The organism is Mycobacterium sp. NGS54, from assembly GCF_059812465.1.
In genome coordinates, this window is sequence record NZ_JCALCS010000003.1 from 274,579 (window position 1) to 294,283 (window position 19,705).

Annotated in this window: 15 protein-coding genes; 7 read left to right on the top strand and 8 right to left on the bottom strand. The window is 71.0% G+C overall.

Going from position 1 to position 19,705, the window contains the following annotated elements; all coding sequences use genetic code 11:
* Positions 1-10: 10 nt before the first annotated feature.
* The 3 genes from AC5Y5E_RS10220 to AC5Y5E_RS10230 all read right to left on the bottom strand — a co-directional run bounded on the left by AC5Y5E_RS10220 (position 11) and on the right by AC5Y5E_RS10230 (position 4,719).
* On the bottom strand, positions 11-4,249 hold the full coding sequence (locus AC5Y5E_RS10220; protein ID WP_499903280.1) for an alpha-(1->3)-arabinofuranosyltransferase domain-containing protein: 4,239 nt from the start codon (positions 4,247-4,249) through the stop codon (positions 11-13).
* Positions 4,250-4,268: 19 nt separating this feature from the next.
* The gene (locus AC5Y5E_RS10225) at positions 4,269-4,442 is read right to left on the bottom strand and encodes a DUF2613 domain-containing protein (protein ID WP_065443914.1); all 174 of its coding nucleotides are present in this window, start codon (positions 4,440-4,442) and stop codon (positions 4,269-4,271) included.
* Between the two features lie 76 nt (positions 4,443-4,518).
* A complete protein-coding gene (locus AC5Y5E_RS10230) occupies positions 4,519-4,719 on the bottom strand; it encodes a DUF2613 domain-containing protein (protein WP_499902872.1) in 201 nt (66 codons plus the stop codon).
* Positions 4,720-4,818: 99 nt separating this feature from the next.
* Here AC5Y5E_RS10230 and AC5Y5E_RS10235 point away from each other — a divergent pair, with 99 nt between their 5' ends.
* From AC5Y5E_RS10235 to AC5Y5E_RS10245, 3 genes are read left to right on the top strand one after another with little or no spacing between them, the layout of a single operon-like run.
* Complete coding sequence (locus AC5Y5E_RS10235) at positions 4,819-5,967, top strand: glycoside hydrolase family 3 N-terminal domain-containing protein (protein ID WP_499902873.1); 1,149 nt, start codon at positions 4,819-4,821, stop codon at positions 5,965-5,967.
* 54 nt (positions 5,968-6,021) lie between these two features.
* Positions 6,022-6,642: a TetR/AcrR family transcriptional regulator gene (locus tag AC5Y5E_RS10240; protein WP_499902874.1), complete on the top strand. Its 621-nt coding sequence runs from the start codon at positions 6,022-6,024 to the stop codon at positions 6,640-6,642.
* A 25-nt stretch (positions 6,643-6,667) separates the two neighbouring features.
* Positions 6,668-7,921, top strand: a complete 1,254-nt coding sequence (locus AC5Y5E_RS10245) for a chloride channel protein (protein WP_499902875.1) — start codon at positions 6,668-6,670, stop codon at positions 7,919-7,921.
* On the opposite strand, the gene AC5Y5E_RS10250 is transcribed toward AC5Y5E_RS10245, so the two are convergent.
* Both AC5Y5E_RS10250 and AC5Y5E_RS10255 read right to left on the bottom strand, forming a co-directional pair.
* Positions 7,918-8,763, bottom strand: coding sequence for a MaoC/PaaZ C-terminal domain-containing protein (locus tag AC5Y5E_RS10250; protein WP_499903281.1), 846 nt, complete (start codon positions 8,761-8,763; stop codon positions 7,918-7,920). The genes AC5Y5E_RS10245 and AC5Y5E_RS10250 overlap by 4 nt on opposite strands.
* A complete protein-coding gene (locus AC5Y5E_RS10255; protein ID WP_499902876.1) occupies positions 8,763-10,127 on the bottom strand; it encodes a 3-oxoacyl-ACP reductase in 1,365 nt (454 codons plus the stop codon). The genes AC5Y5E_RS10250 and AC5Y5E_RS10255 overlap by 1 nt, the downstream gene beginning before the upstream one ends.
* A 150-nt stretch (positions 10,128-10,277) precedes the next feature.
* On the opposite strand from AC5Y5E_RS10255, the gene AC5Y5E_RS10260 reads away from it, so the two are divergent.
* A complete protein-coding gene (locus AC5Y5E_RS10260; RefSeq protein WP_499902877.1) occupies positions 10,278-11,591 on the top strand; it encodes an acetyl-CoA C-acetyltransferase in 1,314 nt (437 codons plus the stop codon).
* Positions 11,592-11,858: 267 nt separating this feature from the next.
* On the opposite strand, the gene AC5Y5E_RS10265 is transcribed toward AC5Y5E_RS10260, so the two are convergent.
* Positions 11,859-13,694 carry an acyl-CoA dehydrogenase gene (locus tag AC5Y5E_RS10265; RefSeq protein WP_499902878.1) on the bottom strand — a complete coding sequence of 612 codons (1,836 nt, stop codon included), beginning with the start codon at positions 13,692-13,694 and terminating at the stop codon, positions 11,859-11,861.
* A gap of 190 nt (positions 13,695-13,884) precedes the next feature.
* Here AC5Y5E_RS10265 and AC5Y5E_RS10270 point away from each other — a divergent pair, with 190 nt between their 5' ends.
* The 3 genes from AC5Y5E_RS10270 (at position 13,885) to AC5Y5E_RS10280 (ending at position 17,029) form a co-directional block, all read left to right on the top strand.
* The gene (locus AC5Y5E_RS10270) at positions 13,885-14,919 is read left to right on the top strand and encodes an isopenicillin N synthase family dioxygenase (RefSeq protein ID WP_499902879.1); all 1,035 of its coding nucleotides are present in this window, start codon (positions 13,885-13,887) and stop codon (positions 14,917-14,919) included.
* Between the two features lie 5 nt (positions 14,920-14,924).
* The gene (locus AC5Y5E_RS10275; RefSeq protein WP_499903282.1) at positions 14,925-15,413 is read left to right on the top strand and encodes a flavin reductase family protein; all 489 of its coding nucleotides are present in this window, start codon (positions 14,925-14,927) and stop codon (positions 15,411-15,413) included.
* A gap of 158 nt (positions 15,414-15,571) precedes the next feature.
* Positions 15,572-17,029, top strand: a complete 1,458-nt coding sequence (locus tag AC5Y5E_RS10280; RefSeq protein ID WP_499902880.1) for a PE family protein — start codon at positions 15,572-15,574, stop codon at positions 17,027-17,029.
* Between the two features lie 10 nt (positions 17,030-17,039).
* Here the strand turns inward: AC5Y5E_RS10280 and AC5Y5E_RS10285 are convergent, their stop codons facing one another.
* Both AC5Y5E_RS10285 and AC5Y5E_RS10290 read right to left on the bottom strand, forming a co-directional pair.
* Positions 17,040-17,789, bottom strand: coding sequence for a succinate dehydrogenase/fumarate reductase iron-sulfur subunit (locus AC5Y5E_RS10285; protein WP_499902881.1), 750 nt, complete (start codon positions 17,787-17,789; stop codon positions 17,040-17,042).
* Complete coding sequence (locus tag AC5Y5E_RS10290) at positions 17,789-19,705, bottom strand: fumarate reductase/succinate dehydrogenase flavoprotein subunit (RefSeq protein WP_499902882.1); 1,917 nt, start codon at positions 19,703-19,705, stop codon at positions 17,789-17,791. Before AC5Y5E_RS10290 ends, AC5Y5E_RS10285 begins: the two co-directional genes overlap by 1 nt.

A 19,705-nucleotide genomic window follows, 5' to 3' on the forward strand; every position in this document is an offset into this window, starting at 1 on the left:
CGGCCAAAAGTCATTCCTCGCGCGACCGCGGCTCGCGGCGCGGAACCGCCACCGCCGACGCGGCGAGCATCGCGAGCGAAATCAGTGCCAGCAGTTGCACATTCGCCGCGTGTCCCGCGTAGCCGTCGACCGAGCGCCAGGGAAGTCGCGACAGCGCCGCCCCGGCCAGGATCAGCCCGGCCGCGCTCAGCGCCGCCGTCGCGGCGTCGCCCCAACGCCGCCGCCGCAGCGCGTACCGCAGGCCCAGGGCGGCGCCGGCCACGACCAACCCCGCGGCGCCCGCGATGAGAACCCCGGCCGCCAGCACGGCGACCGCCGCCCACGGCCCCGGCGCCCACGGCCGGGCGGGCGGGTCGTCGGTGCGCCGACGCCGGGGGCGCCACCAGGCGAGCGCGGCCAGCAGCGGCAGCAGCGCCAGCCCCACCGCCAGGCCCGCCCGGTACAGCGAATTGGACGCGAAGCTCAGCGTGATGGTGCCCGGCTCCCCGGCCGGCACCACCCAGCCCTGCTGCCACCCGTTGACCGCGACCGGCGTCAATCGGGTCCCGGCGGCGGTGCGCGCCACCCAGCCGGGGTTGATGCTCTCCGGGATGACCAGCAGCCGCGCGGCGGGCGACGCGGGGGCGCGCACCTCGCGGCGGCTCGGGCCCCAGGCCCCGGTGTGGGCGCGAACCGGAGCGGCGCTGGGTATCTCGGCGGCGGCCGGGGTCGACAGCCGGGCCCCGTCCACGACGAACTGCGCGCCGGGACCGATCAACAGCTCCTGCTGACCGGCCGGCAGCGCGATCGGCTCGCGTTCGCAGGGCTGGGCCTCGACGGGTTCGCCGTCCAGCAGCGCGCCCGCGGTGGTGCGGATCGAGGTGTGCACGAACCGGCCCGTGACGGCGATGACCGGCCCGCGGTCGCAGCCGACGGTGATCTCGCGCGAACGGTTGCGGGCGGCGTCGGCGGGCGCGATCGGGTTGCCGTCGGCGCCCAGCACGGCGACCTCGGCCAGGCCCGGCGGCTTGAGCTGATCGAAGCCCAGGGCGTTGCGGTCGATCACGTCTTCCCAGTCGAGCAGGCTGATGCTGACGGTGTCGGTCACCCGCGGATTGAGCGAAAGCGTTTGGGGCTCACCCGGTTTCAGCTGGCGCACCTGCGGGCCGTCGCCCAGGTTGACGGCCACCACCGTCGGGTGCGCCGGCAGCGTCGACGCGCTGGGCGCCACCCGCAGCCCCGCGACCTCGGTGGCCCGCGGCAGGGTGACGGTCAGCGTCGGCGGGGACTTGTGCTGCACCACCCGCTGGGGCGCGGTCCACGCGGTGGCCGGGTCGCCGTCGGTGGCGGCGAACGCGGACCCGAGAATGTCCACGGCGTCGGAATCGCCTTGGGCGCGAGTGGCATTCGGCTCGGCGACCAGGTCGGCCAGTTTGGGCCCCTGCCGCGGCCGCACCCACACCGTCGGCGTCACCGACACCGGGGCCGCGACGGTCAGGGTGCGGCTGAAGTTGACCGGCTCTTCCGGCGCCAGCGCCATCGACGCCGCGCAGCGCACGCCGCCGGACGCCGCCGCGCAGCCGGGCCTGCCGAGCAATTCCGAACCCAGGTCCCACGCGGCGACCGCCGCGCCCGGCGGCGGCCCGGGCACTGAAACGGTGTGCCGCAGGCTGACCGGGTGCGCGAAGCCGGACGCATCGTACTGGGTGATCGACAGGTCGGTGATGCCGAACTGCACGCCGGGGGAGCCGTTGTCGGTGCCGGCGGCGGTGATCCGCACCCATGGGGTTTCGCCGTACGGCAGCGCCGTCGCGAGCGGCTTGCCGGGCTCGTCGAACCGCAAAGTGGTGCTGCCGTTGGCGGTCTCGATGAGGATGCGGCGGACCTGGGCACCGACGGCGGTCGCGCTCGGCGTGATGGCGATCGAGCCGTTGGTCACCGGGTGGTCGAAGTCCACCCGCAGCCACTGCCCGACGGCGGCCTGCAGCGCGTTGGACACCCACGCCGTCCCCGAGTCGCCGTCGACGGCCGCGGCGGCCGACGTCGCGGGCGCGACGTCGGGCATGGCGGTGGAGTCCGACGACGAGCTCGACACGGTGATGTGCCCGCCGTTCCAGGCGCCGAAGACGGTGTCTGCGCCCGGCACCGGATAGTCGGGCACGCGGTTGTAGGTGCGCCGGGCGTCACCGGTCGCCCGGACGGCCGACGAATGCTGGTCGACGCGGCCGTAGTCGGTCTCGCGGGCCACCGGGGTGTCGGTGACCGTCACGAGCGAGGCCGGGAGACCGGCACCCCGGGCGTCGGGCGTCAGCAGCACCGGGCCCAGCGGCTGCTGGCCCAGCAGTCGTCGTCGCTCGTCCAGGCGCAGCAATACTTCCGGCCCGCCGTCGACCCGGGCCAACCGGTCGGCGTCGACGAAGTAGGGCGCGCCGGGGTCGTCGCCGCCGTTTGAGGAGGCCACCCGGTAGATCTCCACGGCCGGGTAGCGGGGCCGCAGCCCGCCGTCGGCGACGAAGCCCGCCAGTGTGCCGGGCCCCACGGGCGCGCCGAACTGTGCGACCTTCTGCAATCCCGGCGAGCCCGCGATCGCGCGGTGCACCAGGATGGGGCGCGCGGAGCGAGACGTCTCCGGATCCAGGTCGTTGCGCAGCACGACGTACGAAATGCCTTGGCGGGCAAGGGTGTCGGCCAGGCCCGCCGAGGGTTGCCCGGCGGCGAACAGGCGTTGCACCGAGTCCAGCGCACGGATGGTCTGCGGCGGGGTCAGCGGGATCGAGTCGCGCACCCCCCACGGGCTGCCGCCGAGCACCTGCAGCGGCTCGTCGTGGGTGGTGCCCCACGCCTGGGTGGCGAACGGCGCGCCGGGGACCACCAGCACCCGCCCGGGAACCGGTGTGCCCGTGTTGTGTTCGTCGAGCCAGTCGGCGGCCTGGTGCCAGTACGCCGGGATCGCGCCGAACGTACCCGGCGGGGCGAGCCGGCCGGTCCACGCCAGCGAGGTGCTGACCATCAGCGCGGTCAGGACCACGATCGCCACGGCGGCCCGCTTGTCGCGCTCGGGGTGGGCGAGCGCGCGCAGCCACGCCGAGCGCGGCGCGCTGCCCGGGAGCGCGACCCGGCCCAGCAGCTGCGCGACGCCCAGTGCCACCGGGATCCGGATCACCGGTCCCAGTTTGTGCACGTTGCGCAGCGGCGCGCCGGCGGCGTCCATGAACGCCTGCACCTCGTGGGCGAACGGCGACCCCAGCCCCCCGCTGTAGCCGACGGCCATCAACACCACGCCGACCAGCAGCATCGTCACCAGCCGCCCCCGCGCCGGCATCCCCGGGCTGGCCAGCCCGGCCAGCCCCGCCGCGGCGACCAGGCAGGTGGCCAGGACGGCCGCCGACCCGGTCACCAGGGGCGCGCCGGCGGTGGCGGTCGGCGCCACGAACGGGGTCCAGGCGTCGGTGCCGCGCAGGATCTCGGTCAGCGACGACCACTGCGTCGTCACCCCGGAGGATTCGATGAAGTCCAGGAACGGCGGGCTGACGTGGCGCAGGCAAACCAGCGCAACCACCCACCACAGCGTGGCCAGGCCCAGCGCCAGCGCCCACCACGCCGTGTAGCGCCACCACAACCGGTTCGGCCGGTGGCACGCCCACCAGATCACCGCGGGCAGGCATCCGGCCAGCGTCGCGATGGCGTTGACCGCGCCCATGAAAGCCACGGCCAGCCCGGCCTGCGCGGCCAGCACCCGAACCGACCTGTCGCCGGCGGCCCTTAGCGCCAGGATCGTCGGCAACAGCACCCACGGCGCCAGCATCATCGGCAACGTCTCCGACGAGATCGATCCGAGCGTGGTCAGCACCCGCGGCGACAGCGCGAACGCCAGAGCGCCGATCACCCGAGACGTCGGGCTGCCGATGCCCAGCGTCTCGGCCACCCGCAGCAGCCCCCAAAAACCGACGCTCAGCAGCAGCGCCCACCACACCCGCTGGGTGATCCAGCCCGGGACGCCCAGCGCGTGGCCGACCAGAAAGAAGGTGCCGTGCGGAAACAGGTAGCCGTAGGCCTGGTTCTGGGCCTGACCGAACGGCAGCTCGCTGTTCCACAGGTTGGTCGCGCGGGCCAGGAACCGCAGCGGGTTGGCGGTGAGGTCGAGCTTGGTGTCGGGGGAGACCTGCCCGGGCGACTGCGCGAACGTGAGCGCCAGCGCGACGGCGCCGACCAACAACAACCACCGGCGGGAGAGCGGCGCGGCTGGCGCCGGCGCCGCCGGCTCGCCCAGCGTCGGCCCTGCCGCGCGGCTAGCTACGGTTGCCGTACTCGACCCGGTTGAGCACTGACGACTGCGGATCGCCCCCGGGGAGTGGCGGCTTCGTGTCCTGCTGCACCATCAGGGTGATCCCGAAGATCGCGGCCGCGCCCAGCAACAGACCAACCACAACGCTCGCGGCGGCGGGCGCGATGATCCGGTTCATGAAAAGGCTCCTGAAGTTTCGCGGGGGGACCTAGCGCCAACCTAGCAGAACCGCCGTCGCCGGCCGGGCCGGCGAGTCACGGCCACGGAATGCAATGGCCATGCCAACAGCGAGAGCCGTAACTCACCAGGTACGGCCCGGCGGGTTGCTGCGGTGCGGTCTGCGCCGGCTCCGCCTTGTGGTCTTCGACCTCGAGTGTGACGCCGACGGTCGCCGCGGCGCCGATCATCAGCCCCGCCGCGATGCTTGCCGCCGCGACCAACGAAAACCCGGCCATCGCCGGCTCCTCCCTGCCAGGCAAATGGGCTGATTGCCAACCTACCGGCGGTGCCCCCTGGAGCACGGGACGAAACGCCCGCCGTGACAACATGGCCCGATGCCCTTCCCCCGCACCCTGGCCGTGCTCGTCGCCGCAACAGCGCTGGTAGCCGGCTGCGGCCACCATGCCGCCCACCCACCGGCGGCCTCGTCGAGCAAGCCGGCCGCCGCCCCCGCGCCGCCGGTGTGCGCCGACCCGACGGCCGTCCCGGCCGCGCTGTCGACCCGCGACAAGCTGGCACAACTGCTGATGGTGGGCGTGCGCAACGCCGACGAAGCCCGAACCGTCGTCAATGACAGCCACGTCGGCGGGATCATCATCGGTGGCTGGACGGACCTCTCGATTTTCAAGGGCGGGCTGGCCGAGGTCGCCCACAGCGCCGGGCCCCTCCCGCTGGCGGTGGGCGTCGATGAAGAGGGTGGCCGGGTGTCGCGGTTGAAGTCGCTGATCGGGGCGGCCCCGTCGGCCCGGCAGCTGGCGCAGACCCAGACGCCCCAGCAAGTCCACGACCTCGAAGTGGAGCGCGGCAAGAAGATGCGCGACCTGGGCATCACCGTCGACTTCGCCCCGGTGGTCGACGTGACCGATGCCCCGGACGGCGTGATCGGTGACCGCTCGTTCGGCGCGGACCCGAACACCGTCACCGCCTACGCCGGGGCCTACGCGCAGGGCCTGCGCGACGCCGGGCTGCTGCCGGTGCTCAAGCACTTCCCCGGCCATGGGCACGGCTCGGGCGATTCACACAAGGGCGGCGTCGTGACGCCGCCGCTGAGCGACCTGCAGACCAGCGACCTCGTGCCTTATCGGACGCTACTGACCCAGCTCCCGGTCGCGGTCATGATCGGTCACCTGCAAGTCCCCGGGCTGACCGGCGACGACCCTGCCAGCCTGAGCCGGGCCGCGGTGCAGTTGCTGCGCGACGGCATCGGCTACGGCGCCCCGCCCTTCAACGGTCCGGTGTTCAGCGACGACCTGTCCAGCATGGCCGCGATCTCCGATCGGTACGGCGTGGCGGAGGCGGTGCTGCGCGCGCTGCAGGCCGGTACCGACGTCGCGCTGTGGGTCAGCATCGAAGAGGTGCCCGCGGTCCTGGACCGGCTGGAAAAGGCGGTGGCCGCCGGAGACCTGCCGATGGCGGCGGTTGACCAGTCGGTGGTTCGGGTGGCGACGATGAAGGGCGCCAATCGAACATGTGGCCACCAATAGGCCGCATCATCGTTACCCTGTAGTCAGATTTTGGCGGGCTAGAGAGGCACGGCGATGGCGGGTGGCACCAAGCGGCTGCCGCGTGCTGTCCGCGAGCAGCAGATGCTCGACGCCGCCGTGCAGATGTTCTCGGTCAACGGTTACCACGAGACCTCGATGGACACCATCGCCGCCGAGGCGCAGATCTCCAAGCCGATGCTGTATCTGTACTACGGCTCCAAGGAGGACCTGTTCGGCGCCTGCCTGGACCGCGAGCTGGGGCGGTTCATCGAAGGGGTGCGCGCCGACATCAACTTCGACCAGAGCCCAAAGGACCTGCTGGGCAACGCAATCAGGTCGTTCATGCGTTACATCGACGCCAACCGCGCGTCCTGGATCGTGATGTACACGCAGGCCATCAGCTCGCAGGCGTTCGCGCACACCGTGCGCGAGGGACGCGAGCAGATCATCGAACTGGTGGCCGAGCTGATGCGGGCCGGCAGCCGCACCCCGCGGTCGGACGCCGAGTACCAGATGATGGCCGTGGCGCTGGTGGGCGCGGGGGAGGCGATGGCCAACCGGCTGTCCAGCGGCGAGCTCGGCGTCGACGAGGCGGCCGAGCTGATGATCGACCTGTTCTGGCACGGTCTGCGCGGCACGCCGGAGGATCGCGAAGCCGCCTCACAAGCCGGATAAGCCGGCTAACCCCTACATTCGTGGGGTGGCCCCTCCGCCTCGATCGCCTGCTCGCTGCAACCTCGACTTCTTTTGCGCCGTAGTCATCGTCGGGTTGCTGGCCGGGGTCGCCGGGTTGGCGACGACGGAGGTGCTGCGGTTCGTCGAGCACGTCACCTATCACTACAGTTTCGGCCCGCTGCTGACCGGGATCACCGGCAGCGGCCCGGTCCGCCGCGCCCTGGGGCCGGTGGTCGGCGGCGCGCTGGCGGGTTTGGGCTGGTGGCTCCTGCGCAGCCGAACCCCGGTGCCGCCGCTGGCGGGGACCATCGCCCGCCGCGAGCCGATCCCGCGGCTGGCGTGGAGCGTCGACGCGGTGTTGCAGGTGCTGCTGGTCGGCTCCGGCGCATCCCTGGGCCGCGAGGGCGCCCCGCGCCAATTCGCTGCGGCCCTGGGCGATTTCGCCACCGCATGGCTGAAGCGGCTGTCCGGCCACGACCGCCAGGTCTTGCTGGCGTGTGCGGCGGGGGCGGGCCTTGGCGCCGTCTACGCCGTCCCGCTGGCCGGCGCGCTGTTCGCCGTGCGGATCATGCTCAACACCTGGCATCCCCGGGCGGTGGGCGCGGCCCTGCTCACGTCGAGCCTGGCCGTCGCGATCTGCTCGGCCGAAACGCACGACCAGCCGAGCCTGGCCTGGCCCAGCGCGGAATCGTCGTACCTGCTGACCGCGCACGGGCTGATCCTGGCGCCGGTGACCCTCGCGGTGGGATTGGCGTTCAACCGGCTGATGGCGGCGGCGCGGCCGGCCCGGGTAATGCGTTCGTGGGTGCTGGTCCCGGCGCTGGCCGCCGCGGGTGTGGTGATGGGTATCTGCTCGCATTGGTTCCCGGAGTTGCCCGGCAACGGCCGCAGCATCCTGACCGTCAGCCTCGCCAGCCGCATGACCCTGTCGGCGGCCCTGGTCATCCTGGTGTTGAAACCGCTGCTGACGGCGCTGTTCCTGCGCGCCGGCGGCGCGGGCGGAATGCTCACGCCCTCGCTGGCGACCGGCGCGGCGGCGGGATCGGCCCTGGTGCTGGCCGTCAATTGGGCGGCCGGGACGCATCTGCACACGCCGGCGGTCTCGTTGGCCGGGGCCGCCGGCGTGCTCGCGGTGACCCAGGGTTCACCGATCTGGGCGGCGATCTTCGTCTGGGAGCTGGCCCACCCGCCGCTGTGGCTGTTCGGCGTCTTCCTGCTGACCGCCTGCGGCGCTTACGGATTGAAGGTGCTCGCGCTCGGCCGCCGGCCCGCGGGCTAGAGGCCCCGGACGCTGCCGGTCAGATAGGGATAGCCCTTCGCGACGTTGCGCAGCGACAGATCCCAGCCGCCGTCGTCGCCCTCGTCGATGTACAGCCCCGCGGTGCCGGGCAGTACCAGCGGCTTGCCGAACCGCACCGAGTACTGCGCCGCGTCGGGAATCCGGGCCTCGATGTTCGCCAACACCGCCGCGGCGCTGAACATCCCGTGCGCGATTACGGTCGGGAAGCCGAACAGCTTGGCGGCGATCGGGTTCGTGTGGATCGGGTTGTGGTCGCCGCCGACCGCGGCGTAGCGGCGGATCTGGCCGGGGCTGATCCGCAGCACGGTGCTCGGCGGGGGCAGCTTCGGCTGCTTCTGCGGCGGCGGTTTGGGCTCGTCGGACAGGCTGGTGCGTTGTTGGTGCAGGAAGGTGGTCACCTGGTGCCACGCGACGTCATTCCCGACGCTGACGTCGGTCACCAGATCCACCAGCAGGCCCTTGCGGTGTTCGCGCAGGTTCTCCGCGTGCACGCGCACGCCGACCGTGTCGGTCACCGCGATCGGGCGGTACTGCGTGATGCGGTTTTCGGTGTGCACCGATCCCATTGCGGCGAAAGGAAAGTCGAAGCCGGTCACCAGCGACATCATCGCGGGAAAGGTCAACGCGAACGGGTAGGTCAGCGGCACGTGGTTGCCGTAGCGCAGGCCGGTGACGCCCGCGTACTCGGCCACGTTCGTCTGGTCGATGGGCAGTTCCTCGACGGTCACCGTGCGGCCGGGCAGCTGGTCCGAGCGGGGCAGCAGGGGCAGCGCCCCGGCCGCCGCGCGCAGCATGTTTCGCAAACCGCTTGGCTGGTTCATCATGCCCCCAACATCGCCTGGCCGCAGACGCGAATGACGTTGCCGGTCACCGCGTTTGACGCGGGACTGGCGAAATACGCGATTGCCTCGGCGACGTCGACGGGCTGCCCGCCCTGCAGCAGCGAGTTCATCCGGCGGCCGACCTCGCGGGTGGCCAGCGGGATGGCCGCGGTCATCTGGGTTTCGATGAAGCCCGGCGCGACCGCGTTGATCGTGATGCCCTTTGCGTAGAGCCCCGGTGCCAGCGCCTGGGTCAGGCCGATCATGCCGGCCTTGGTGGTGGCGTAATTGGTCTGACCCCGGTTGCCCGCGATGCCGGCCATCGACGACAGGCCGATCACCCGGCCCCCTTCACCGATGCTGCCGTTGCCGATCAGGCCCTCGGTAAGCCGTTGCGGGGCAAGCAGATTGACGGCCAGCACGGCGTCCCAGCGCGCGTCGTCCATGTTGGCCAGCAGCTTGTCGCGGGTGATGCCGGCGTTGTTGACCAGGACGTCGGCGTGCCCGGCGTAGTGGTCGCGCAGGTGCTCGGTGATCTTGTCGACCGCGTCGTCGGCGGTGACGTCCAGCCACAACGGGGTGCCCCCGACCCGGCTGGCGGTCTCGGCGAGAGCCTCGGCGGCCGACTCCACGTCGATGGCGACGACGCGGGCGCCGTCGCGGGCGAACACCTCGGCGATGCAGGCGCCGATGCCGCGGGCGGCGCCGGTCACGATGGCCACTTGGGAGTCCAGCGGCCGCTCCCAGTCGGCCGGCGGGGTGGAGTCGGCCTCGCCGACGTAGAAGACCTGCCCGTCGACGTAGGCGGACTTGCCCGAGAGGATGAACCGCATCGTGGATTCCAGGCCGGTGGCGGCGGGCTTGGCGTGCGGCGACAGGTACACCAGCTGCGCGGTGGACCCGTTGCGCAGCTCCTTGCCCAGCGAGCGGGTGAAGCCCTCCAGCGCGCGCTGCGCGATGCGCTCGTCGATGCTGGCGGCGGCGTCGGGCGTGGTGCCGACGACCACGACGCGCGCGTTGTGGCCCAGGTTGCGCAGCACCGGGGTGAAGAACTCGTAGAGGCCCTTGAGCCCGGCCGGCGCCGTGATGCCGGTGGCGTCGAACACCAGCCCGGCGAACTTGTCGGCCCAGCGGCCGCCCAGGTTGGCGCCCACCACGTCGTAGTCGGCATGCAGGGCCGCGCGCAGCGGCTCGGCCACCCTGCCCTCACCGCCGATCAGCAGGGAGCCCGCCAGCGGCGGCTCGCCGGGCCGGTACCGGCGAAGCGTCTCGGGCTGCGGGATGCCGAGTTGCTTTGCCAGAAACGATCCGGGGCCGGAGTTGACCACCTGCGAGAACAGATCGGACGAGCCTTTGGGAGCCACTGAGCTGCCTTCCATGTCGTTCGGTTGGGGAGTGCCCGTTATCGGCCAACCGTATCGGGACGAACTTACTTCAGAGTAAGAACAGTGAGTACTATGGCCAACGACGGCCGGTTCGAAAAGTGATGTACCCGGAGATGCACGGAGAGAAAAGTGGCCCCTGCGAGTTCTAAGACCAGGCGACCAGTCGCGGTGCTGGGTGGCAATCGCATCCCGTTCGCGCGGTCGGACGGCGCGTACGCCGAGGCGTCCAATCAGGACATGTTCACCGCGGCCCTGGACGGGTTGGTGGACAGGTTCGGGCTGGCCGGCGAGCGGCTGGGCGTGGTGGTCGGCGGCGCGGTGCTCAAGCACAGCCGCGACTTCAACCTGACCCGCGAATGCGTGCTGGGCTCCGAGCTGTCGTCGTACACGCCCGCGTTCGACGTTCAGCAGGCGTGCGGGACGGGGCTGCAGGCGGCGATCGCCGCGGCCGACGGCGTCGCAGCCGGCCGCTACGAGGTGGCCGCCGCCGGCGGGGTGGACACCACCTCCGACCCGCCGATCGGCCTGGGCGACAACCTGCGCCGCCAGCTGCTCAAGCTGCGCCGGTCCAAGTCGAACCTGGAACGTCTCAAGCTGGTCGGCACGCTGCCCGCCACGCTGGGGATCGAGATCCCCGCCAACAGCGAGCCGCGCACCGGGTTGTCGATGGGCGAGCACGCCGCCATCACCGCCAAGCAGATGGGCATCAAGCGCGTCGACCAGGACGAGCTGGCCGTCGCCAGCCATCGCAACATGGCCGCCGCCTACGACCGGGGCTTTTTCGACGACCTCGTCGCGCCCTTCCTCGGGCTCTACCGGGACGACAACTTGCGCGCCAACGCCAGCACCGAAAAGCTGGCGACGCTGCGTCCCGTGTTCGGGGTGAAGAATGGCGACGCGACGATGACGGCCGGCAACTCCACCCCGCTGACGGACGGCGCGTCGGTCGCGCTGCTGGCCAGCGAGGAGTGGGCGGCCGCCCACTCCCTGACTCCGCTGGCCTACCTGATGGACGCGGAGACCGCCGCGGTGGACTACGTCAACGGGCGCGACGGGTTGCTGATGGCGCCGACGTACGCGGTGCCCCGGCTGCTGGCCCGGAACGGACTGAGCCTGCAGGACTTCGATTTCTACGAGATCCACGAGGCGTTCGCGTCGGTGGTGCTGGCCCACCTACAGGCCTGGGAATCCGAGGAGTACTGCAAGGAGCGGCTGGGGCTCGACGCCGCGCTCGGGTCCATCGATCGGGCCAAGCTGAACGTCAACGGGTCGTCGCTGGCCGCCGGGCATCCCTTCGCGGCCACCGGCGGGCGGATCCTGGCGCAGGCCGCCAAGCAGCTGGCCGAGAAGAAGGCCGAGCAGAAGGGCGGCGGCACCGTACGGGCGCTGATCTCCATCTGCGCCGCCGGCGGCCAGGGCGTGGCCGCGATCCTGGAGGCCTGACCGCCTCAAACATCGGCGCGAATGAATTCGGTCACAGTCGGTTACGAACCGGGGCTCTTGGGTATCCGACCGTCCGGATAGCCCCGTGTTGTGGTCTGACCCCCCGACCCCGACGGCAATACGGGGCATCCCTGAATCGACCGCCGATCGTGCGCGGGGGGCGAAAAGGGCCGCCGCTGGACTGAGGGGATCCAGCGGCGGTCTTTTTTGTTGGCATACAAAAACCCCCGCTTCCAGCCGGAAGCGGGGGTTTTGCTGAGGCAGGGCCTAGAACGCCGCCTCGTCGAGCTCCATGATGTCGTTGTCCAGCGTCTCGATGACCTCGCGGGTGCTGGCCAGCAGCGGCAGGAAGTTCTTCGCGAAGAACGATGCCACCGCGATCTTGCCCTCGTAGAAGGACCGCTCGGCGCCGCTGGCGCCGGCGTCCAGCGCCGCCACCGCAACCGCGGCCTGACGCTGCAGCAACCAGCCGATGACCAGGTCGCCGACGCTCATCAGGAAGCGCACCGAGCCCAGGCCCACCTTGTACAGGCTGGTGACGTCCTCCTGCGCGGCCATCAAGTAGCCGGTCAGGGTGGCCGCCATGGCCTGCACGTCGGTCAGCGCCTTCCCGAGCAGCTCGCGCTCGGTCTTGAGCCGGCCGTTGCCGGACTCGCTGTCGACGAACTTCTGGATCTCCCCGGACACGTGGGCCAGCGCCACACCCTTGTCGCGGACGATCTTGCGGAAGAAGAAGTCCTGCGCCTGGATGGCCGTGGTGCCCTCGTAGAGCGAGTCGATCTTGGCGTCACGGATGTACTGCTCGATCGGGTAGTCCTGCAGGAAGCCGGACCCACCGAACGTCTGCAGGCTCTCGGTCAGCTTGGCGTAGGCCTGCTCGGAGCCCGCACCCTTGACCACCGGCAGCATCAGGTCGTTGACCTTGACGGCCAGCTCGGCGTCCACACCGTGCAGCGCCTCGGCGACCGCCGCGTCCTGGTAGGTCGCGGTGAACAGGTACAGCGCGCGCAGACCCTCGGCGTAGGCCTTCTGGGTCATCAGCGACCGGCGCACGTCGGGGTGGTGCGTGATGGTCACCCGCGGCGCGGTCTTGTCGGTCATCTGGGTCATGTCGGCGCCCTGCACCCGGGACTTGGCGTACTCCAACGCGTTCAGGTAGCCGGTGGACAGGGTGGCGATCGCCTTGGTGCCGACCATCATCCGCGCCATCTCGATGACGTCGAACATCTGCGCGATGCCGTTGTGCACCTCGCCGACCAGCCAGCCCTTGGCGGGCACGCCGTGCTGGCCGAGCGACAGCTCACAGGTCGCCGAGACCTTCAGGCCCATTTTGTGCTCGACGTTGGTGACGAAGGCGCCGTTGCGCTCGCCCGGTTCGCCGGTCTCGAAGTCGAACAGGAACTTGGGCACGATGAACAGCGACAGACCCTTGGTACCGGGGCCGGCGCCCTCGGGACGGGCCAGTACCAGGTGGACGATGTTCTCGAACAGGTCACCGGAGTCACCCGAGGTGATGAACCGCTTGACGCCCTCGATGTGCCAGGAGCCGTCCTCCTGCTGCACCGCCTTGGTGCGCCCGGCGCCGACGTCCGAGCCGGCGTCCGGCTCGGTGAGCACCATGGTCGCACCCCAGCCGCGCTCCGCGATCAGCGTGGCCCACTTCTTCTGCTCCTCGGTGCCGAGGTGGTAGATGACGTTGGCGAATCCGGCGCCGCCGGCGTACATCCATACCGCCGGGTTGGCGCCCAGGATGTGCTCGTGCAGCGCCCATACCAGTGCCTTTGGCATCGGCATGCCGCCGAGTGCTTCGTCGACGCCGGCTTTGTCCCAACCGGCCTCCTGGACGGCGCGGACCGACTCTTTGAAGGCCTCCGGCAGCGCCACCGAGTGGGTCTCCGGGTCGAAGACCGGCGGGTTGCGGTCGCCCTCGACGAACGATTCCGCGACCGGGCCCTCGGCCAGCCGGCTGATCTCGGACAGCATTTCCTGGGCGGTGTCGACGTCGAGGTCGCTGTACTCGCCTTGGCCTAATGCCTTGTCAACGCCGAAGACTTCGAACAGGTTGAATACCTGGTCACGGACGTTGCTCTTGTAGTGGCTCACTACGTTCCTCCTCGTTGAGAATGCCACTTGTGGTTGGGTACTAGGTCTAAGTTACCCACCAGTAACTGCCCTAAAATATAACCGTTATTGTCGCCGAAGCAAGCGAGTGTGAGCTAGATTCCACCGTCTAACTAACCAACCGGTTGGGCAGTCCCTTCTTTCGCGCCTGACCTGCGGAGATGATGTGGCCATGACGGACGTGAGGCGCGTCACAGCGCTGCCCGTGGTGGACCTTCGAGCCGCCCCGGAAGCCCTGCGGGAGGGCCTTCGCGAGGCCGCCCACGACGTCGGTTTCTTCTACCTGATCGGCCACGACGTGCCCGGCGAACTAGCCGCCCGGGTGCTCGGCGCGGCGCGCCGCTTGTTCGCGCTGCCGGAGGCCGACAAGGACGCGATCGCTATGGTGCGCAGCCCGCATTTCCGCGGCTACACCCGCCTGGGCGGCGAGCTGACGCGGGGCCGGGTGGACTGGCGCGAGCAGATCGACCTCGGCCCCGAACGCCCCCCGATCCGCGGACCCGGCAGGCCGGACTACCTGTGGCTGCAGGGCCCGAATCAGTGGCCGCCGGCCCTGCCTGAATTGCCCGCGATCATCGACGAGTGGGACGCCGCCCTTTCCGCGGTGGCCCGCACCCTGCTCCGGCATTGGGCGGCGTCGCTGGGCAGCCCGCCGGACGCGTTCGACGCCGCGTTCGCCGACGCGCCGGCCACCCTGATCAAGATCATCCGCTACCCCGCCCGCGCGGCCAGCCCCCAGGGCGTGGGCGCGCACCGCGACGCCGGCGTGCTCACGCTGCTGCTCGCCGAGCCGGGCAGCCGTGGCCTGCAGGTGCGACGGGGCGGCCACGCGGGCTGGATCGACGTGCCGCCGGTGGAGGGCGCGTTCATCGTCAACATCGGCGAGCTGCTCGAGGTGGCCACGGGCGGCTACCTGCGGGCCACCGAGCACCGGGTGAACCTGGCCGGCCCGGCCGGGGAGCGCATTTCGGTGCCGTACTTCTTCAACCCGCGGCTGGACGCGCAGATCCCGGTGCTGGCGTTGCCCAAGGAATTGGCGGCGCGGGCCGCGAAAAGGGACGACCCGTCGGATCCGATCTTCTCGGTCTACGGCCGCAACGCCTGGAAGAGCAGGCTGCGGGCGCATCCGGATGTGGCTTCAGCCCACGGATATTCGGCAGGTAGGGTCGGGGACGAGAATTCCGTCCTCGGCGCAAGGGGCGAATGACCGCGGTGAACCCGAACAAGAATCTGACGCCGTCCACGCTTCGTGAGGCGTTCGGCCACTTTCCGTCCGGCGTGGTGGCCATCGCCGCCGAGGTCGAGGGGATCCGAGAAGGCTTGGCCGCCAGCACCTTCGTCCCCGTTTCACTCGAGCCGCCGCTGGTGTCGTTCTGCGTGCAGAACACCTCGACGACCTGGCCCAAACTCAAGGCCGTGCCGATGCTGGGCATCAGCGTGCTCGGCGAGGTCCATGACGAGGCCGCGCGCACGTTGGCGGCCAAGACCGGCGACCGCTTCGCCGGGCTGGAGACGGTGTCCTACGACAGCGGCGCGGTGTTCATCAAGGGCACCGGCCTGTGGCTGGAGAGCGCGATCGAACAACTGATCCCGGCGGGGGACCACACCATCGTGGTGCTGCGGGTCAGCGAGGTGACGGTCGACGCCGAGGTGGCGCCCATCGTGTTCCACCGCAGCACCTTCCGCCGGCTCGGCGTCTAGGCGGTCGCGGCGCCGCCGCGGCCTAGGTGCCTAGGGGGGGCGGTGGCTTGTGGCGAATCCGCCGACGGCGGCTCGGGGAAGTGTTAGCTTTCGCTGTATCGCGGCTGTTTGCTGCTGGGCCGGGGCTAGCGGGGGGCCACGAGAAGCGGAGGTGCCCGATGTCGTATCTACTCGCTGTTCCGAGCGAATTAACCGCGGCGGCCACGGATTTGGCCGCGATCGGGTCGTCGATCAGCGTCGCGAATCGGTCGGCGGCGTCACTGACCACCGCCATAGCCGTCGCCGGTGCCGATGAGGTGTCGGCGGCCATCGCGGCGTTGTTCGGCGACCAAGCCCAGGCCTATCAGCTGCAGGGCGCCGCGGCCGCCGCGTTTCACGACCAATTTGTGCGATCCCTGACCGCGGGAGCGGCCGCTTACGGCGCCACCGAGGCCGCCAACGCCTCGCCCCTGCAGATCCTCGAGCAGGACGCGCTGGGTGCGATCAATACGCCGTTTCTGGCGCTCACGGGCCGCCCGCTGATCGGCAACGGCGCCAATGGTGCGCCGGGGACCGGCCAAAACGGCGGGGCCGGTGGGTGGCTCTTCGGGAACGGCGGGGCCGGCGGGTCCGGGACGTCGGCATCGGGCCTCGTCATCAACGGCGGGACCGGCGGCAACGGCGGGGCGGCCGGGCTGTTGTGGGGCCACCCCGGCAGCGGCGGCGCCGGCGGGGCCACCGCCGTCATCACCGGGACCGGCGGCACCGGCGGGGTCGGTGGGGCCGGCGGGTTGTTCGGCCCGGGTGGGGTCGGCGGGGTCGGCGGGTCGGGCGCCGGCAACGGCGGCACGGGCGGTGCCGGTGGGGCCGGCGGACTGCTGTTCGGCGCGGGCGGTGCCGGTGGGGCCGGTGGGTTCGGCAGCGGGTTCGGGAGCGGGACCGGTGCCGGTGGGGCTGGCGGAACGGGCGGTCACGCCGGGATGCTGTTCGGCGTCGGCGGTGCCGGTGGGGCCGGCGGCGCGGGCGCCGCGCTCGCCGGCGGTGCCGGTGGGGCCGGCGGGACGAGTGGCCTGCTGTTCGGCGCCGGCGGCGCCGGTGGCACCGGCGGGAGCGGCGTCACCATTGGCGGTGCCGGTGGGGCTGGGGGCGACGCGGCCGGGTTGTTCGGCGGCGGCGGCGCCGGTGGCACCGGCGGGGTTGGGTCCAGCGGCGGTGCCGGTGGGGCGGGCGGCAACTCCGCCATGTTGATCGGTTCCGGCGGCGCCGGCGGCACGGGCGGGGCCGGGTCCGGCGGCCTGGGCACCGCGGGCGGGGTCGGCGGGGCCGGCGGCGACGGCCGCGGGCTGGTCGGCTCCGGCGGGGCCGGCGGCACCGGCGGCTCGAGCAACTCCTTTAACGCCGCCTCTGGCGGGGCCGGGGGTCGCGCCGGGCTGATCGGCCACGGTGGCAACGGCGGTGAAGGCGGGAGCGGCGCCACCCTCAGCACCAGAGGTGGCAACGGCGGCAACGGCGGGGATGCGGTGCTGGTCGGCGACGGTGGCAACGGCGGCAACCCCGGGCGGGGGGCCGGCGCACTCATGGGCCTACCCGGTACCGGCGGCGCGGCCGGACTGCTGTTCGGCCTACCGGGGTTTTAGCGACGAGTACCTAGCCGCGGCGGAAGAGCTTGTTGCCCAGCCAAACCACGGGGTCGTACTTGCGGTCGGCGACCCGCTCTTTCATCGGGATCAGCGCGTTGTCGGTGATCTTGATGTTCTCGGGGCACACCTCGGTGCAGCACTTGGTGATGTTGCAGTAGCCCAGGCCGTGCTCTTCCTGCGCCTGGTTGCGCCGGTCCAGCGTGTCCAGCGGGTGCATCTCCAGCTCGGCGATGCGCATCAGGTAGCGCGGCCCGGCGAACGCCTTCTTGTTCTCCTCGTGGTCGCGGACCACGTGGCAGACGTTCTGGCACAGGAAGCACTCGATGCACTTGCGGAACTCCTGCGAGCGCTGCACGTCGACCTGCGCCATCCGGTACTCGCCGGGCTGCAGGTCCTTGGGCGGCGCGAAAGACGGTATCTCGCGGGCCTTTTCGTAGTTGAACGAGACGTCGGTCACCAGGTCGCGGATCACCGGGAACGTCCGCAGCGGCGTGACGGTCACGACCTCGTCCTCGGCGAACGTGGACATCCGGGTCATGCACATCAAGCGGGGGTAGCCGTTGATCTCCGCCGAGCACGAGCCGCACTTGCCGGCCTTGCAGTTCCACCGCACCGCGAGGTCGGGCGTCTGGGTCTGCTGCAGGCGATGGATGATGTCGAGCACCACCTCGCCCTCGTTGACCTCGACGGTGAAGTCCTCCAGCGCGCCGCCGGCCTCGTCGCCGCGCCACACCCGCATGGTCGCGTTGTAGGTCATCAGCCTCTCCGTCCTGGGTGGTCGGCCAGTTCTCCGTCGGTGTAGTACTTCTCCAGCTCGGAGATCTCGAAGAGCTCCAGCAGATCGGGCCGCATCGGCACCTGGTCCTCGCGCGTGATGCTGATGTCGGGCAGCACCTCGTCGCCGCCGGACGCCCGGCAGACCAGCAACACCTTGCGCCAGGACGAGTCCATCGACGGGTGATCGTCGCGGGTGTGCCCGCCGCGGCTCTCGGTGCGCTCCAGCGCGGCCTTGGCCACGCACTCGCTGACCAGCAGCATGTTGCGCAGGTCGATGGCCAGGTTCCAGCCGGGGTTGTACCGCCGCTGCCCCTCGACGTGGATGTTCTTGAACCGCTCGCGCAGTTTGTCGAGCCGGCCGAGGGCCTCGGAGATCTCCTCCGCCTTGCGGATGATGCCGACCAGATCGTTCATCGACTGCTGCAGTTCCAGCTGCAGGGTGTAAGGGTTCTCGGCCGCGGCGCCGTTCGTCGGTCCCTCGAAGGGCGCGAGCGCGCGCTGGGCCGCCGTCTCGACGGCGTCCTCCGCGACCGTCGGGCGGCTGCTCAGCGCCCGCACGTAGTCGGCCGCCCCCAGGCCGGCGCGCCGGCCGAACACCAGCAGGTCCGACAGCGAGTTGCCGCCCAGCCGGTTGGAGCCGTGCATGCCGCCCGAGCACTCGCCGGCCGCGAACAGGCCGGGGACGGTAGCCGCGCCGGTGTCGGCGTCGACCTCCACGCCGCCCATCACGTAGTGGCAGGTGGGCCCGACTTCCATTGGCTCCTTGGTGATGTCGACCCCGGCCAGCTCCTTGAACTGGTGGTACATCGACGGCAGCCGCCGCTTGATCTCGTCGGGCGTCAGCCGGGACGCGATGTCGAGGTACACGCCGCCGTGTGGGCTGCCCCGGCCGGCCTTGACCTCCGAGTTGATCGCGCGCGCGACCTCGTCGCGCGGCAGCAGGTCCGGGGTGCGGCGGGCCGAGTCGTTGTCCTTGAGCCACTGGTCGGCCTCTTGCTCCGTTTCGGCGTACTGGCCCTTGAACACCGGCGGGATGTATTCGAACATGAAGCGCTTGCCGTCGGAGTCCTTCAGCACCCCGCCGTCGCCGCGCACACCCTCGGTGACCAGGATCCCCTTGACGCTCGGCGGCCACACCATGCCGGTCGGGTGGAACTGGACGAACTCCATGTTGATCAGCGACGCGCCCGCCCGCAGGGCCAGCGCGTGCCCGTCACCGGTGTACTCCCAGGAGTTCGAGGTGACCTTGAACGACTTGCCGATGCCGCCGGTGGCCAGCACCACGGCCGGCGCCTCGAACAGGACGAAGTTGCCGCTCTCGCGCCAGTAGCCGAACGCCCCGGCGATCCTGTCGCCGTCCTTGATCAGTTCGGTGATGGTGCACTCGGCGAACACCCGGATGCGCGCCTCGTAGTCGCCGACTTCGGCGTAGTCCTCCTGCTGCAGCGAAACGATCTTCTGCTGCATGGTGCGGATCAGCTCCAGGCCGGTGCGGTCACCGACGTGCGCCAGCCTCGGGTAGGTGTGCCCGCCGAAGTTGCGCTGGCTGATCTTGCCGTCCTTCAGGCGATCGAACAGCGCGCCGTAGGTTTCCAGCTCCCAGACGCGGTCCGGGGCCTCCTTGGCGTGCAGCTCGGCCATCCGCCAGTTGTTGAGGAATTTCCCGCCGCGCATGGTGTCGCCGAAGTGGGTCTGCCAGTTGTCTTTCGGGTTGGTGTTTCCCATCGACGCGGCGCAGCCGCCCTCGGCCATCACCGTGTGGGCCTTGCCGAACAGCGACTTGGACACCACCGCGACCTTCAGGCCCCGCTCACGCGCCTCGATCACCGCCCGCAATCCCGCGCCGCCGGCGCCGATGACGACTACGTCGTAGGCGTGCCGCTCGACCTCAACCAT

Excerpts from the sequence above, each read along its gene's own strand:
- AC5Y5E_RS10230 (WP_499902872.1), bottom strand. The coding sequence starts at position 4,719 with ATGGCCGGGTTTTCGTTGGTCGCGGCGGCAAGCATCGCGGCGGGGCTG.
- AC5Y5E_RS10225 (WP_065443914.1), bottom strand. The coding sequence starts at position 4,442 with ATGAACCGGATCATCGCGCCCGCCGCCGCGAGCGTTGTGGTTGGTCTG.
- AC5Y5E_RS10285 (WP_499902881.1), bottom strand. The coding sequence starts at position 17,789 with ATGACCTACAACGCGACCATGCGGGTGTGGCGCGGCGACGAGGCCGGC.
- AC5Y5E_RS10235 (WP_499902873.1), top strand. The coding sequence starts at position 4,819 with ATGCCCTTCCCCCGCACCCTGGCCGTGCTCGTCGCCGCAACAGCGCTG.
- AC5Y5E_RS10250 (WP_499903281.1), bottom strand. The coding sequence starts at position 8,763 with ATGAACCAGCCAAGCGGTTTGCGAAACATGCTGCGCGCGGCGGCCGGG.
- AC5Y5E_RS10280 (WP_499902880.1), top strand. The coding sequence starts at position 15,572 with ATGTCGTATCTACTCGCTGTTCCGAGCGAATTAACCGCGGCGGCCACG.
- AC5Y5E_RS10290 (WP_499902882.1), bottom strand. The coding sequence starts at position 19,705 with ATGGTTGAGGTCGAGCGGCACGCCTACGACGTAGTCGTCATCGGCGCC.
- AC5Y5E_RS10270 (WP_499902879.1), top strand. The coding sequence starts at position 13,885 with ATGACGGACGTGAGGCGCGTCACAGCGCTGCCCGTGGTGGACCTTCGA.
- AC5Y5E_RS10240 (WP_499902874.1), top strand. The coding sequence starts at position 6,022 with ATGGCGGGTGGCACCAAGCGGCTGCCGCGTGCTGTCCGCGAGCAGCAG.